The following is a 14,349-nucleotide window of genomic DNA, read 5'->3' on the forward strand; positions in this document are numbered from 1 at the left end:
GGCAGGACGCGTTTCGCGCCGGTGGGGCTGTGGATGACCGGGAGGGAACGTTGCTCTCACCCGGCGCGGGGGCGGCGTGAGAGATCGTGCCGGTCAGCCCTGCGGGGGCTGGGGCTGCCAGTGCGGGTTCTGCTGCGGGTAGCCCTGCGGCGGGTACGGCTGCTGGGCCTGCGGCGGCCCGCCGTACGGCTGCTGCGGCTGGGCGTACGGCTGGGGGGCCTGCTGCGGCGGGTAGGGCTGCGGGTAGGGCTGCGACGCCTGCGGGGCCGCGTAGGGCTGCTGGGGCTGCGGGCCGGGCTGCGGCGCGTACGGCTGGGGGGCTTGCGGGGCCTGCGGCGGGCCGCCGTACGGCTGCTGCGGCGGCTGGGCGCCGTACGGGCCGGGGGCCGGCTGTCCGTAGCCGCCGGGCGCGGCGCCGAACGGGTTCCCGTGGCCCGGCAGCTGCCCGCCGGGCGGCAGGTACCGCACCCGCCCCGTCTCGTCGGCCACCGGCATGAACCCGGCCGCCTGCAGCCGGGCCGCGAACTTGGCGTTGCGCTTGCGGGTGACGAGGAAACCGAGGCCCAGGGCCACCATGAGGACCAGCCAGATGATCCCGGAGAGGACGAAGTCGTCGGACGAGCCGCCCTCGCGGAAGGCGATGACCACACACGCGACGGTGCCGCCGAGCGCGCCGTAGCCCATGTTCTTCTGGGCGTTCTTGCCGGTGAGGTCGAAGTTGATCCGGGCCTTGAGGAGTTCGAAGGCGTCCGGCACGAGCGGCGGCAGCGACACGCCGTCGCCGGCGTTCGGGTACTGCCCCCAGTTCTGCGCGGCCCGGGTGCGGGCCTGCGGGCTCGGGTCGGGGACGAGCAGCATGGTGAGCGCGGCGTTGTTCCCCCCGCTCTGGCGCACGTCCGCGTACTCGTACCCGAACTGCTGGGCGACGAAGGCGAGCTTGGCGAGTTTCTTCACGGACGACATCCGGCTGGTGAGCTGGACCGGCTCCCCGCTCGCCATCAACTGCAGCATCTTCTGCGTCTGCCGCTTGCTCATCCCGCTGCTCCCCCTGACCGGCTCACGCCACCCTGTTCACTTCCGCAACCGGGGCAGTCTCGCACGGAGGGCCGACAACCGTCAGCCCCGGTGCGGGGCCCGCCCCGGTCCCGGGGTCAGCCCCGGTGCGCGGCGCGGGCCCTCGGCTGCTTCGCCGGCGGGCGCTTGCCGCCGTCCGGCCACAGCTGGGGCCTGCGCTTGGCGGCCACGTCCTCCATCCAGCCGAACCAGACGATGCAGCTCCCGATGAGCAGCCAGGCGATGACCAGGACCGGCCAGGGACTCTCCAGCAGCCACGGGACGTTCTCGTACACGACGTCGAAGCCCCACAACTGGTCCCACAGCGTGGCCGCGATCAGGATGCAGACGTTGTGCCACAGGTAGATCGTCACCGCGCGGGAGTTGAGCAGGGTGATCAGCCGGTCCCAGCGGCGCAGCCGGCGCGGCCACTCGGTCCACGACGGGCTGACGTGCAGGAGCAGCAGCACCGTGGCGAAGGACCAGACGGCCTGCGCGAAGGGGATGGAGTCCAGGTCGTACCCGGTCTTGAAGCCCTCCCTGAAGGCGTACCAGAGCCCCAGTGCGGCGATCACGGGCGCGACCGAGGGCACGACGTAGCGCGGCAGCCGCTTCAGGACGCCTTCCTGGTGGGCCATGCCGAGGATCCAGCAGGCCCCGAAGGTGCTGAAGTCCGTGAGCGCGGACGGGAAGCGCTCGCCCGGCAGGTTCAGGTAGCCGAACTGGAAGGCGGCCGACAGCACCAGGGGCGCGAGGATCGTCAGCCACGGCAGGGCGCGCAGCGCGCGCAGCAGGACCGGGGAGAGCAGGACGTACCAGAGGTAGGCGCGGATGTACCAGAGCGGACCGCCGAGTTCGGCGGCCCAGTCCTCGCCCAGGATGCCGTGGATGCCCGGCACGCTCTCGGCGAAGGGCGGGTCGCTCAGCGGCAGGATCCAGTAGAGGAGGTGGAACCACCACCAGCCCGGGTGCCCGTCCTCGTTCGGTCCCCAGCCCTGCAGCACCATGCCGGTCACGCCCACGACGCCCAGCAGCCACAGCGGCGGCAGCAGTCGGCGCATGCGGCTGCGGACGACCTGGACGGCCGGGCGCTTGAGGCTGCGGGCCATCAGGTTGCCCGCGAGGGCGAACATCACGCCCATGGACGGGAACACCACCGGCAGCCAGGCCCAGCCCATCAGGTGGTACAGGACCACGCGGAAGAGGGCCACCGCGCGCAGCAGGTCGAAGTACCGGTCGCGCACCGGAGCACGCCGCGCCTGCTTCTGCTGGGGCGCCGCCGGTACGGCCGTGTCCGCACCGACGGGCGGCTGGAGGGGTGGTGCGGTCATGTGCGGGGCGCTCCGGGTCGGACCAGGCGGATACGGGTGGGGCGGGTACGGGTCGGGCAGGGGCGGGTCGGGCAGCGCGCCTGCGGGAGGCGGCCGCGTCGGGTCGTAGGGCGGGGTGGTCATCGGACCGGCCTCCCGTCCATGGCGCCGGACCGCCGCTGGGGCGGCACGCCGTCGGCGCCGGGCGGCGGCGCGGACACCCCGCCGCTGCGCCGCAGCTTCTGCCAGCGCAGCCGGCCGCCGGTGAGCGCCGTGATCCAGGACTGGAGCAGCACCACGTACATGATCTGGCGGTACAGGATCTGCTGGAGGGGCAGCGAGATGAGCGGCGTCAGCTTCTCCCGGTCCAGCCGGAAGGCGTAGGCGGCGCACACCGCCTGGATGGCCAGGACGCCGAGCCACGCCACGACCGTCTTCTCGGTGGGTCCGAAGACGAGGCCGTAGAGCAGGAAGACGTCGATCAGCGGGGCGAGCAGCGGGGCCAGCACCATGAACAGGGAGACGAAGGGCAGTCCCACCCGGCCGAAGCGGCCCGAGGGGCCCTTCTCGATCACCGCGCGGCGGTGCTTCCAGATCGCCTGCATGGTGCCGTACGACCAGCGGTAGCGCTGGGACCACAGCTGGCCGACGGACTCCGGGGCCTCGGTCCAGGCGCGGGCGTTCTCGGCGTAGACGACCCGCCAGCCGGCGCGGTGCAGCGCCATGGTGACGTCGGTGTCCTCGGCGAGCGTGTCGTCGCTCATGCCGCCGATGGGCTCCAGGGCGGACCGGCGGAAGGCGCCGACCGCGCCCGGGATGGTCGGCATGCAGCCCAGGACGTCGTACATCCGGCGGTCCAGGTTGAAGCCCATCACGTACTCGATGTGCTGCCAGGCGCCGATGAGGCTGTCCTTGTTGCCGACCTTGGCGTTGCCCGCCACGGCGCCCACCTTGGGGTCGCCGAAGGGCTGGACGAGTTCGCGGACGGTGGAGGGTTCGAAGACGGTGTCGCCGTCCATCATCACGACGATGTCGTGACGGGCGTTGGCCAGGCCCCGGTTGAGCGCGGCCGGCTTGCCCGCGTTGAGCTGGCGAATCACCCGGACGCCCGGCAGGCCGAGCCCCTCCACGATGCGTGCGGTCCCGTCGCTGGAGCCGTCGTCGATGACGATGACCTCGACCGGGTGGTCGCTGGCCACCAGGGAACGCACCGTGTTCTCGATGCACTTGGCCTCGTTGTACGCCGGGACCAGCACCGTGACCGGTTCGGTGACCGCCGGGCCCCAGCGGAAGCGTCTGCGGCGCACCCGGCGGGCGTGGACGCCGGACAGCAGGAGCATCAGGACGAAGCGCCCGATGACCAGCGTGCCGATGATGGCCAGGCCCACCACCAGGACGTCGGTGAGCTTCTCCGACGCCTGGACCAGGAAGACCCACGCCCTGCCCTTCCAGAGTTCGGCGCCGGTCACCGGGGTCATGGCGCTGGGCGCGTCCAGGGCCTCGGTGAGGTTGTCGAACTCGTAGCCCTTCTTCTTCAGGTCGGGCAGGAACTTGTCCAGGGCCCGCACGGTCTGGTGGCGGTCGCCGCCGGAGTCGTGCATCAGGACGATGGCGCCCTTGCCGCCGTGCGGGGTGGCACGGCGGATGATCTCGTCGACGCCGGGCTTCTTCCAGTCCTCGCTGTCCGTGTTGTTGACGACGGTGATGTAACCGCGGCTGCCGATGTACTCGGTGACCGGCCAGGACTTGTTGTCCATGGCGTCGGCGAAGGAGGAGTACGGCGGCCGGAACAGCGAGGTGCGCACCCCGGCCGCGCCGGTGAGCGCCAGCTGGTTCTGCGAGAGCTCCCAGTCGACGCGCTTCTTGGACTGGAAGGAGAGGTCGGGGTGGTTGAAGGTGTGCAGGCCCACCTCGTGGCCCTCGTCGACCATGCGCTGGACCAGGTCCGGGTAGCGGGAGGCCATGGTGCCGGTGACGAAGAAGACCGCGTGCGCGTCGTGCTTCTTCAGCACGTCCAGCACGCGCGGCGTCCAGGTCGGGTCCGGGCCGTCGTCGAAGGTGAGGACGAGGCGGTGGTCGGGCACGCTCAGGCTCTCGGTGCGGCCGCCGCGCACGTCGATGACCGGGCCGCCCTCGAGGATCTTCTGCGGCACCTTGTCGGTGGCGGCGGGCGGCTGGACGCGGTGGTCGGCGAGGATCTCGCTGTGCACGTATCCGCGGAGCATGAGCATCGCCACCAGGGCGACCAGGACGAGCAGCGGAAGCAGCAGGCGCAAGGGCACACGACGGCGGGAGCCCTCACGGGCGCTGCGTGCGGCCCCGTGACGGCGGGTGCGGGATGCCATCAGAGGGTGTTCTCCGGGGACAGGTGAGGGGACGTGGAGGTGTCGGCCGGGCCGGCGACCACGACGGGTGCGCCGCCCTGGCCCGCGACGGGGTCCGGACCGCCCGCGCCGTTGGCGTTGGTGCCGTCCGCGCCCGGGTCGGTGCCGGTGGTGGAGCCGCCGGTGGGCCCGGTCGGGTCGACACTGGTGTCGCCGCCGCCCGTCGGGGCCGACGGGTCCGTGGTGTCGGGGGGCGGGGCCTGTGTCGACTGGGTCGGGTCCGGGCCGGTCGCGCCGCCACCGCCCGGGTTCTGGTCGGTCCCGGGTGCCGAGGACTGGGGGCCGGCGCTCGTGCCGGGCTGCCCCGTGGCGCCGCCCGTCACGCCGGAGGTGCCGGACGCGGGTGCCTCGACGCCCGGTTCGGTCGTCTCGCCTACGCCGGCCGAGGGGGTGGCCTGCGGGGTGGCGGGGCCGGTGCCCGGGGGCTGCGCCGACTGCGAGGGTGCCGGGCTGGTGTCGACCTGACCGGCCGGTGCGCCCTCCTCCTGGCCCGGTACGGGCATCCACGGCGCGTCGGAGTTGCCGGAGAGCAGCGTGGAGACGATGACGACGGCGTAGACCGCGCAGGCTACGGCGACCAGGATGCCGAGGCGGCGGTACAGGCGGCTGCGGCGGCCGGACGCGTCGACGAAGACCGGCCCGTCGGAGGGCTCCGGGCCGCTCTTGCGGTGTCCGCCGTCGGCCCGCAGCAGCACGCCGTCACCGAGGTGGACGGCGTCGAGCTGCACGGTGACCTCGTGCGGGTCGTGGGTGTGCCCGGCGGCCGCCCCCGCGTCGCCGTCCGTGTCCGGCGTGTCCGGCGTCTCCCGCCAGGGATCGCGGAGCGCGGCGGTGGCGGGCCCGGTCGGGAACCCGGGCGCGGGCCCGGAACCGGACGCGGGAAAGGCACGGGTGGCCCCCATCGCGGCACCGGAACCGGCACCGATGGGCGGGAGAACGGCTGTGCGGTCGAAGTCGGGGCCGGTACCGATGCCGGGGCCGGAGCCAAGGCCAGGGCCAGAGCCGGTGCCGGGGCCGGTGGGCGGGAGAACGGTGGTCCGGTCGAAGTCGGGGCCGGTACCGATGCCGGGGCCGGAGCCAAGGCCAGGGCCAGAGCCGGTGCCGGTCGGCGGGAGAACGGCCGTACGGTCGAAGTCCGGGGCGACTCCGCCGCCGGGGCCGGTGCCTATGTCAGGGCCCGAGTCGCCGGCGTGGGCGTTTTCGGGCATTCGGGGCGGCTGGGGGGCCGTGCCCGAGGGGTTGGGTCTCGGGGCGGGGTTGCCGGGGCGCGCCGCGGACGAGTGGGTGGTGCCCCAGGTTATGCGCCCACGGACCACCGGGTCCTGGCTCTGCTCACGGGGGGCACGGCCGCCTATTCGGGTGTCCGGGGCCTCCGTCCGGTCCGCGTCGGAGCGCCCGCGGCCGCGCGGGCCCGCACCGGAGTCGCCGAACCACCCCGAACCCGGCGCGGTCACCGGGGGCTCCCCGGCCGGCGGGAGGGGGCGGGTCGGGGGCAGCACCTCGGTGGCGTCAGCATCTCGTCCGGCCTCCGAGTATCCACGAGCCCCGGACTCGACCTCGGGCCACTCCGGTTGGGCGTCTTTTTGCCAATTCTTCACGCGCGCGCACTTCCCCCCACGGAACACTTCCGGGTGCGCATACGACTCCGAGCACTCGTCGGCCGAACCGGCCCCCACCAGGTTCGAGCGCCCCCTGTATCACACCGTGCTCAGGCAAAGAATGTAGCGCACGCGGAGGATGTGTGGTGGCCGCGTGTCACTTGTGGACGGACATCACAGCGGCGTCTGCGGCCGGAATCCATCCCCCGTCGGGGACCCGGAGCCAACCCTTTTCGGTCGCGACCTGCGACGCCGCCCGGCGCAGCGCGTCGAGCGCCGGATGCACCAGTCCCTTTCGCCAGACGAGCGAGACCGGCGACAGCGGCACGGGGTCGACGAGGGGGCGCACCACGGTCGAGGCCATGGCCGGAAAACTCTCCACGGCGAGGATCGGATTGCGCGTCTTGTCCATGATGCGCTGGAACTCCTCCTCGCCGACCGCCAGCGGCGCGGGGGACGCCACGTCGATACCGCGTCCCTCGAACAGGCGGTGCGCGAGGTCGGTCCACTCCGGCGTGCGCGGGTTGCCGGCCCCGGCGTACACGGCCTCTCCGGCGAGGGCGGAGAGCGGCACCTCGGGCAGCAGGGCCAGCGGATGGTCCTCGGGCAGGACGACCGCCATGGGTTCCAGGCGCACCGGCTGATGACCGAGTCCCGCCCGCAGAGCGGCGGGCAGCCCCGCGAACCGGCCGAAGGAGGCGTCGAGGCGACCCGCGACCAGTTCACCGGCGGCGTGGGTCAGTCCGCTCTCGTAACGCGCCATCAGCTCCTGCTCCGGCGCGAGCGCACGGGCCCGTTCCAGGACCAGGCGGCCGGTGACGAGGCCCGGGGAGTTGAGGTCGACCAGCAGCGGCCGGGCCTGCCCGAAGGCGGCCAGCAGGTCGTCCTGCGCCTGGAGGACCCGGCGGGCGTACGGCAGCAGCCGCTCGCCGTCGGCCGTCGGCGTCACCTGCCGGGTGGTGCGGACGAACAGCTCGGCGCCCAACTCCCGCTCCAGGCGCCGCACATCCCTGCTGAGGGCCTGCTGGGCGACGTAGAGGCGGGCGGCGGCGCGGGTGAAGTGCAGTTCCTCGGCGACGGCGACGAAGGCGCGCAGGAGGCGGGGGTCGAGGTGGGCGGGCGCGGGCATCCGGCGAATTTACAACGCCGGTGCGTGAATGGCCACGGAGAAGGTGTTGGACCTCCTGATCACCCCCGGGCGACGGTGGGCCCATGCCGCAACCGACTCCAGCACGCCCGCCCCGTCCCACTCACCCCGCCCCCTTCCTGGCCGTCACCGCCGACACCCTGGTCGCGGCCGACTTCCGCCCCCGCACCCGACGCCGGCCGCCCGGCCCGTACCGGCGACTCCTCGCCACCCCGGGCGCACGAGCGTTCACGATCGGGAACCTCATCGCGCGTCTGCCCATGGGCATGTTCAGCGTCAGCGCCGTCGTGATGATCGCCGGCACCCGTGGTTCGTACGCCCTCGCCGGCGCCGTCACCGCGACCGGCCTCGCGGCGACGGCGCTGGTCGCCCCGTGGACCGCGCGACTCGTGGACCGGCACGGCCAGGCCAGGATCGCCGTACCCGCCACGCTGTTCGCCGCGCTGGGCTCCGTCGCGCTGCTGCTGTGCGTGCGGTACGGGGCGCCCGCCTGGACGCTGTTCGCCGCCTACGCCGCGACCGCGACCACGCCCAACACCGGCGGCATGGCCCGCGCCCGCTGGGCCCACCTGCTGAAGGGAGACGCCGACGCGCTGCACACCGCGAACTCCTTCGAACAGGCCACGGACGAACTGTGCTTCATGCTCGGGCCGGTCCTCGCGGCGTTCCTGTGCACCGCGCTGTTCCCGGAGGCGGGCACGCTCGTGGGCGTGGTGCTGCTGGTGACCGGCATGCTGCTGTTCACCGCCCGGCGTTCGACCGAGCCGCCGGCCCGCCCGCGCCCGACGGCGAAGGCACCCCTGCGGGCCCCGGGCATCCCCCCGCTGCTGGTGGTGTGCCTGGCGATGGGCGGGGTGTTCGGCGCCATGGAGGTCGTCACCATCGCCTTCGCGGACGCACAGGGTCACCGCGCGGCGGCCGGTGTGGTCCTCGCCCTGCAGGCCGCCGGGTCCTGCGCGGCGGGTCTGCTCTACGGCGCGATCAAGCCCGCCGGACCGGCCGAGCACCGCCTGCCGTGGTGCGTGGCCGCGATGACCACCCTGCTGACGCTGCCGCTCCTCGCGGCCTCCCTCAGCGGCTCCCTGCCGCTGCTGGCGCTGACGCTGCTGGTCGGCGGGATGGCGACGGCCCCGACGATGGTGACCACGATGACGCTGGTCCAGCACCGCACCCCGGAGGGCCGCCTGAACGAGGGCATGACCCTCGCGGTGACCGGCCTGCTCGGCGGCATCGCCTGCGGCAGCGCGGCGGGCGGCTGGACCGTGGAGCACGTCTCCCCCACCGCGGCCTACGGCGTACCGGTCACCGCGGCGGCAGTGGCCCTCCTCCTGGCCCTGCTGCCGACCCGGCGCACCTTGTGAGGGGGTGCGGGTGGCGGAGCCCCCGCGTCGCGCGGCGCAGACGCGCAAAAACGACGAGGGCGACGTGGCTCGCGCTTACCGCGCGAGCACACGTCGCCCTCGACCTCGTGGAGATGGCGGGAATCGAACCCGCGTCCAACGGTGCGGAATCAGGGCTTCTCCGTGTGCAGTCCGCTTCGATTTTCTCAGCCCCGGAGATCACGCGGACAAGTCTCCGACGGGCTCAGTCACTGTTTGGTTTCCCTCTTCACCCCGTGACCGGGATCAAGGTTTAGTCCCCTAGCTGATGCCAGGATCCGGGTCGGGAACAGCCCCGGGCTGACACTCCCTTAATAGGAGGCTCGCTTCGCTACCTGAGATCAGGCAGCGAGGGCGAAGGCCTGCTGGGAGGAATCGCGCTTGGTGTTGGCGATTATTTTTTCGGCCTGTGGTTTACGAGATCATGGCCGCTTCCTCGACACGCTTCCCCTGCTTCGACAGCCGCTGTCGAAACCGATCATCCCCATGTTGATTTTTCAACCCCTCCGGAGAGGGCGCGCACCCGCTGTGAGGTGCAGGTGCCATCGTACGTGAACAACACGCACGCGTGCCAGCCTATTCCGCGGGCCTCAGGCCCGCTGCTTGCGCCGGATCGCGGAGATCGTCCGCTCCGCCTCGCGACGGTCCTGCTTCTCCCGGAGGGTCTGCCGCTTGTCGTACTCCTTCTTGCCGCGCGCCAGCGCGATCTCGACCTTGGCGCGCCCGTCCTTGAAGTAGAGCGCCAGGGGCACGATCGTGTGACCGGTCTCCTGGGACTTCGACTCCAGCTTGTCGATCTCCACGCGGTGCAGCAGCAGCTTCCGCTTGCGGCGCGCGCTGTGGTTGGTCCACGTGCCCTGGCTGTACTCCGGCACGTGCACGTTGTGCAGCCACGCTTCGTGACCGTCCAGCTGCACGAAGCCGTCGACCAGCGAGGCCCGCCCCTGGCGCAGCGACTTCACCTCGGTACCGGACAGCACGAGGCCGGCCTCGTAGGTGTCGAGGATCTGGTAGTCGTGCCGCGCCTTCTTGTTCTGCGCGATCAGCTTGCGCCCTTTTTCCTTAGCCATAGTGCGGTCCATTTTGGCACTACGCAGGGGCCTGACGGAAAGCCGATTACGCGGTCGACCCGAGCCCGCTCAGTACCGTCCGGGCCCGCGCGAGGGCGGCCGGGTCCGCCGGGTCGACCTCCAGGTCGGGCGTGATGCCCGTGCCGTCGACGCCGCGCCCGGAGGGGGTGCGGTAGTGCCCGACGGTCAGCTCGGCCACCGAGCCGCCGGGCAGCCGGCTCGGCATCTGCACCGAGCCCTTGCCGAAGGTGCGGGAGCCCAGGACGACCGCGCGGCCGCGGTCCTGGAGCGCCCCGGTGAGGAGCTCGGCCGCGCTCATCGTGCCGCCGTCGACGAGCGCGACCAGGGGTCTGGTGGTGTCGCCGCCGGTCTCCGCGTGCAGGGCCCGCTGGTCGCCGTCGACGTCGTAGGTGGCGACCAGGCCGCCGTCGAGGAAGGCGGAGGCGGCGGTGACGGCCTCGGTGACCAGGCCGCCGGAGTTGCCGCGCAGGTCGAGGACGACCCCGGCGCCGGACGGCACCCGGGCCACAGCCTCGCGCACCTGCCCGCCGACGCCCTTGGTGAAGGAGGCCACCTTGACGACGGTGAGACCGTCGGCGAGCGTGCGGACGGTCACGGGGTCCGTGGAGAGCCGGGCGCGGCGTACGGTCTCGGTCCACGCGCGCGTGCCGCGCTCCAGGCCCAGCCGGACGGCGGTGCCGGCCGGCTCCGGCTCGGCGTCGCCGCGGAGTATGGAGACGACCTCGGTGACGGGCCGCCCGTCGACCCGCTCGCCGTCGACGCTGCGCAGCCGGTCGCCCTCGCGGATCCCGGCGTCGGCGGCGGGCGAGCCGGAGCGCACCTTGGTCACCTGGATACGGCCGTCCCGTTCGCGGCGCGCGGAGAGCCCGACGCCGGTGTACCGGCCGTCGAGGGCGTTCTCCAACTCCTCGTACTCGCCCTCGGAGTAGACGGCGCCCCAGCGGTCCCCGCTGCGGGAGACCGCGCGTTCGGCGGCCTCCACGGGGGACTTGCCGTCGGCCATCGCCTCGGCCGCCGCGCGGGCGACGTCGTCGTGGCCGGCCCGCTGGTCGGCCGGGGCGGCCGAACGGGCCGTGCCGGGCTCGGACTTGCGGTCCGGTCCGGGGAGCGATCCGGTGGCCGCGCCCGCGACGAGCACGCTCGCGAACACCAAGGTCAGGGCGGCCCCGTGGCGCACGCGACGGGGCTGACAGAACAGGTCACGACCTGACATGCCGGTGAGTCTAGGACAACGCGTAAGGGCCGCACGGTCCGTTGACCGCGCGGCCCTCTTGGGATGCGTCACACCTTCAGGTACTTGCGCAACGCGAAGAACGCGGCCAACGCGGGCATCAGCAGGCTCGTGGCCAGGATGAGCGGCAACTTCGTCAGGACCGCGTCCCAGCCGATGAAGTTGATCAGATTCAGCTTCTCGGACAGCGCGAGTCCGTGATCGATGATGAAGTACCTGGCGATCACCAGGAAGCCGCAGGCGACACCACCGCCGATCAGGCCGGCGACCGCCGCCTCCATGATGAACGGCGCCTGGATGTAGAAGCCCGAGGCGCCGACCAGGCGCATGATGCCGGTCTCGCGGCGCCGGCTGAACGCCGAGACGCGCACGGTGTTGACGATCAGCATCAGGGCGACCACGAGCATCAGGGCCATCACCGCGCGGGCGGCCCAGTTCATACCGTTGAGCAGGCCGAAGAGGTTGTCCAGGATGCCCTTCTGGTCCTGCACGGACTGCACGCCGTCCCGGCCGTCGAAGGCGGTCGCGATGACCTGGTACTTCTCCGGGTCCTTCAGCTTGATCCGGTACGACTCCTGCATCTGGTCCGGCGTGAGGGAGCTGGCCAGCGGCGAGTCGCCGAACTGCTCCTTGTAGTGCTTGTACGCCTCGTCCTGCGACTCGTAGGTCACCTTCTCGACGACGGCCATCTCGTCGAGGTCGGACATGATCTGCTTCTTCTGGTCCTCGGTCACCGCACCCTTGGCGCAGTTGGGGTCGGACTCGGCGTCGCTCTTGTTGCAGAGGAAGACCGAGACGTTGACCTTGTCGTACCAGTAGCCCTTCATGTTGTTGACCTGGTCGCTCATCAGCAGCGAACCGCCGAACAGGGCCAGGGACAGGGCGACCGAGACGATGACCGCGAAGGTCATCGTCAGATTGCGGCGAAGACCGACTCCGATCTCCGAGACTACGAACTGGGCGCGCATGGCGTCTCGTTAAGCCTTTCGTTCCTCGTCGTCAGTGGCTCGTCAGTGCTGGTAGCCGTAGACACCGCGTGCCTGGTCACGGACGAGGCGGCCCTTCTCCAGCTCGATGACGCGCTTGCGCATCTGGTCCACGATGTTCTGGTCGTGCGTGGCCATCACCACGGTGGTGCCCGTCCGGTTGATCCGGTCGAGCAGCTTCATGATGCCGACCGAGGTCTGCGGGTCGAGGTTGCCCGTGGGCTCGTCGGCGATCAGCAGCTTGGGCCGGTTGACGAAGGCGCGCGCGATGGCGACGCGCTGCTGCTCACCGCCGGACAGCTCGCCGGGCCTGCGGTCCTCCTTGCCGCCGAGTCCGACGAGGTCGAGGACCTGCGGCACGGACTTGCGGATCTCGCCGCGGGACTTGCCGATGACCTCCTGGGCGAAGGCGACGTTCTCGCCGACCGTCTTGTTCGGCAGCAGGCGGAAGTCCTGGAACACCGTCCCCAGCTGGCGCCGCATCTGCGGCACCTTCCAGTTGGACAGGCGGGAGAGGTCCTTCCCCAGGACGTGCACCTGTCCGTGGCTGCACCGCTCCTCGCGGAGGATCAGCCGCAGGAAGGTGGACTTTCCGGAGCCGGAGGACCCCACGAGGAAGACGAACTCGCCCTTCTCGACCTCCAGGGAGACGTCCCTGAGGGCTGGGTGGCTCTGTTTGGGGTAGACCTTGGAGACGTTGTCGAATCGGATCACGGATGCACCACGGGTCGCCGGGGGTAGATGTGCGTGACCATACGCGAACCGGGGAGCGGACCGCAGTCACCGGTCGGGGTTGCGCATCAGTTGCGTGTTTTGTCCCCACGGGAGGGCGCGCGGGGCCCCACGGAACCTGGCACAGTGGAAGGGGAACGTTCGTGTCGTTGCGGGCGTTCTTCCGAACAGAGCCGGTGGCAAGGAGGGCGAGCGCATGACGTACGACCGGTTGGTGTGCGCGAACTGCGCGGCGCCCGTGAGCGAGGGCAGGTGCCCGGTGTGCCGGGCCAACCGCGAGCGGCTGCAGCAGGAGAGCAACTTCCTCGCGGGGCTGAATCCGACGACGCTGATCGCACTGCTGGCGGTGCTGATCGCGGCGGTGGCGCTGCTGGCCCACCAGACCGTCTGAGGGCCGGGAGCGGCCCTCAGGCCCGCCAGGACGCGGACGGAGGGTCCACGGGACCCGGAGGACCGGAAGACGCCGAAGGGGCCCGGAGCGATGACGCTCCGGGCCCCTTCGTCTGCGTGCGCGGTGCGTACGCGGACGGCTACCGTCAGGCAGCAGCTCCGCCGCGGCCGTTCATCAGGCGCGGCAGGAAGCGGAAGCCGATGCCGCCGGCGATCATCGTCGCGGCGCCGACCAGCAGGAACGTGGTCTCCGCGGCGCCGGTCTCGGCGAGCTCCTCGCCGCTGCCCTGGGCGGAGGCGTCGGAGGCCGGGGCCTCCTCGCCGGTGTCGGTCAGCGCGGAGGAACCCTCCTCCTGAGCGACGTTGTCGTTGCCGCCGCCGTCGGGGGTGGTGTTGTCGCCGCCGCCGGTGCCGCCGGAGTTTCCGCCGTTGCCACCGTTGCCGTTGCCACCGTTGTCGCCGTTGCCGCCGTTGTCGCCGGAACCGCCGTTGTCACCGTTGCCGCCGTTGTCACCGGCGCCACCGTTGTCGCCGTTGCCACCGTTGTCGCCGGTGCCGCCGTTGTCGCCGCCCTCGGACGTGCCGGTGGAGGTGCCCTCGGAGGTGCCCTCGGAAGTACCCTCCGAGGTCCCCTCGGACGTGCCCACCGAAGTGCCCTCGGACGTGCCTTCCGACGTCCCCTCGGAGGTACCCACCGAAGTGCCCTCGGACGTGCCTTCCGAGGTGCCCTCGGAGGTGCCTTCGGACGTGCCCTCGGAAGTACCCTCCGAGGTCCCCTCGGACGTGCCCTGCGAGGTGCCCTCGGTCACGCCGACGCTGGAGCCCTCGGTCGTACCGCCGTCCTCCTCGTCGCCGCCCTGGACGCTGATGCCGAGGCCGACACCGTCGCTGCCCGCGCCGGCGCTCACGCCGATGTCGAGCGCCGAGGCGGCACCCGCGGCGGTCAGGGAGGCACCGGCCGCGATCACGGCGCCGGCCGCTATGCGCGCGACACGGATGCGCGTCTTCTTCGTCATGTAGTTGCTACCCCCAGTAGCCGATTAGTCGG

Annotated in this window: 12 protein-coding genes and 1 other RNA gene; 2 read left to right on the forward strand and 11 right to left on the reverse strand. The window is 72.0% G+C overall.

Translation table 11 applies throughout. The features are described from left to right. Positions 1-93: 93 nt before the first annotated feature. From IE258_RS11820 to stgR, 5 genes are all read right to left on the reverse strand, one after another. The gene (locus IE258_RS11820; RefSeq protein WP_189742520.1) at positions 94-1,035 is read right to left on the reverse strand and encodes a hypothetical protein; all 942 of its coding nucleotides are present in this window, start codon (positions 1,033-1,035) and stop codon (positions 94-96) included. 116 nt (positions 1,036-1,151) lie between these two features. Further along, on the reverse strand, positions 1,152-2,384 hold the full coding sequence (locus IE258_RS11825; protein WP_189742676.1) for an acyltransferase family protein: 1,233 nt from the start codon (positions 2,382-2,384) through the stop codon (positions 1,152-1,154). Between the two features lie 119 nt (positions 2,385-2,503). Continuing rightward, positions 2,504-4,708 (reverse strand): bifunctional polysaccharide deacetylase/glycosyltransferase family 2 protein, encoded by a 2,205-nt coding sequence (locus IE258_RS11830; RefSeq protein ID WP_189742522.1) that lies wholly within the window; start codon positions 4,706-4,708, stop codon positions 2,504-2,506. Continuing rightward, on the reverse strand, positions 4,708-5,649 hold the full coding sequence (locus tag IE258_RS11835; protein ID WP_189742524.1) for a hypothetical protein: 942 nt from the start codon (positions 5,647-5,649) through the stop codon (positions 4,708-4,710). Before IE258_RS11835 ends, IE258_RS11830 begins: the two co-directional genes overlap by 1 nt. An 853-nt stretch (positions 5,650-6,502) precedes the next feature. Next, the gene (gene stgR / locus IE258_RS11840) at positions 6,503-7,474 is read right to left on the reverse strand and encodes a LysR family transcriptional regulator StgR (protein WP_189742526.1); all 972 of its coding nucleotides are present in this window, start codon (positions 7,472-7,474) and stop codon (positions 6,503-6,505) included. Positions 7,475-7,557: 83 nt separating this feature from the next. Between stgR and IE258_RS11845 the strand changes: the two genes are divergently transcribed. Then, entirely contained in the window at positions 7,558-8,853 is a 1,296-nt protein-coding gene (locus IE258_RS11845) for an MFS transporter (RefSeq protein WP_189742528.1), read from the forward strand. Positions 8,854-8,958: 105 nt separating this feature from the next. Here the strand turns inward: IE258_RS11845 and ssrA are convergent. The 5 genes from ssrA to ftsE all read right to left on the reverse strand — a co-directional run bounded on the left by ssrA (position 8,959) and on the right by ftsE (position 12,893). Next, positions 8,959-9,357: a transfer-messenger RNA gene (ssrA, locus tag IE258_RS11850) on the reverse strand. Positions 9,358-9,461: 104 nt separating this feature from the next. Then, positions 9,462-9,941 (reverse strand): SsrA-binding protein SmpB, encoded by a 480-nt coding sequence (gene smpB, locus IE258_RS11855; protein WP_007450171.1) that lies wholly within the window; start codon positions 9,939-9,941, stop codon positions 9,462-9,464. A 46-nt stretch (positions 9,942-9,987) separates the two neighbouring features. Then, positions 9,988-11,175 (reverse strand): S41 family peptidase, encoded by a 1,188-nt coding sequence (locus IE258_RS11860; protein WP_189742530.1) that lies wholly within the window; start codon positions 11,173-11,175, stop codon positions 9,988-9,990. A 68-nt stretch (positions 11,176-11,243) separates the two neighbouring features. Next, on the reverse strand, positions 11,244-12,161 hold the full coding sequence (gene ftsX / locus IE258_RS11865; protein WP_052841736.1) for a permease-like cell division protein FtsX: 918 nt from the start codon (positions 12,159-12,161) through the stop codon (positions 11,244-11,246). Positions 12,162-12,203: 42 nt separating this feature from the next. After that, positions 12,204-12,893, reverse strand: coding sequence for a cell division ATP-binding protein FtsE (gene ftsE, locus IE258_RS11870; protein WP_019325705.1), 690 nt, complete (start codon positions 12,891-12,893; stop codon positions 12,204-12,206). Positions 12,894-13,107: 214 nt separating this feature from the next. Here ftsE and IE258_RS11875 point away from each other — a divergent pair, with 214 nt between their 5' ends. After that, complete coding sequence (locus tag IE258_RS11875) at positions 13,108-13,302, forward strand: hypothetical protein (RefSeq protein ID WP_159328789.1); 195 nt, start codon at positions 13,108-13,110, stop codon at positions 13,300-13,302. 145 nt (positions 13,303-13,447) lie between these two features. Here the strand turns inward: IE258_RS11875 and IE258_RS11880 are convergent, their stop codons facing one another. After that, positions 13,448-14,317 (reverse strand): hypothetical protein, encoded by an 870-nt coding sequence (locus IE258_RS11880; protein WP_189742532.1) that lies wholly within the window; start codon positions 14,315-14,317, stop codon positions 13,448-13,450. Between the last annotated feature and the right edge of the window lie 32 nt (positions 14,318-14,349).

The sequence above is a fragment of the Streptomyces tendae genome (genome assembly GCF_014650435.1).
Taxonomy (GTDB): Bacteria; Actinomycetota; Actinomycetes; order Streptomycetales; family Streptomycetaceae; genus Streptomyces; species Streptomyces tendae.

Coding starts and splice junctions, on each gene's coding strand:
- ftsX (WP_052841736.1), bottom strand. CDS start 12,161: ATGCGCGCCCAGTTCGTAGTCTCGGAGATCGGAGTCGGTCTTCGCCGC.
- smpB (WP_007450171.1), bottom strand. CDS start 9,941: ATGGCTAAGGAAAAAGGGCGCAAGCTGATCGCGCAGAACAAGAAGGCG.
- IE258_RS11860 (WP_189742530.1), bottom strand. CDS start 11,175: ATGTCAGGTCGTGACCTGTTCTGTCAGCCCCGTCGCGTGCGCCACGGG.
- IE258_RS11820 (WP_189742520.1), bottom strand. CDS start 1,035: ATGAGCAAGCGGCAGACGCAGAAGATGCTGCAGTTGATGGCGAGCGGG.
- IE258_RS11875 (WP_159328789.1), top strand. CDS start 13,108: ATGACGTACGACCGGTTGGTGTGCGCGAACTGCGCGGCGCCCGTGAGC.
- IE258_RS11825 (WP_189742676.1), bottom strand. CDS start 2,384: ATGACCGCACCACCCCTCCAGCCGCCCGTCGGTGCGGACACGGCCGTA.
- IE258_RS11830 (WP_189742522.1), bottom strand. CDS start 4,708: ATGGCATCCCGCACCCGCCGTCACGGGGCCGCACGCAGCGCCCGTGAG.
- IE258_RS11835 (WP_189742524.1), bottom strand. CDS start 5,649: ATGGGGGCCACCCGTGCCTTTCCCGCGTCCGGTTCCGGGCCCGCGCCC.
- IE258_RS11845 (WP_189742528.1), top strand. CDS start 7,558: ATGCCGCAACCGACTCCAGCACGCCCGCCCCGTCCCACTCACCCCGCC.
- IE258_RS11880 (WP_189742532.1), bottom strand. CDS start 14,317: ATGACGAAGAAGACGCGCATCCGTGTCGCGCGCATAGCGGCCGGCGCC.
- stgR (WP_189742526.1), bottom strand. CDS start 7,474: ATGCCCGCGCCCGCCCACCTCGACCCCCGCCTCCTGCGCGCCTTCGTC.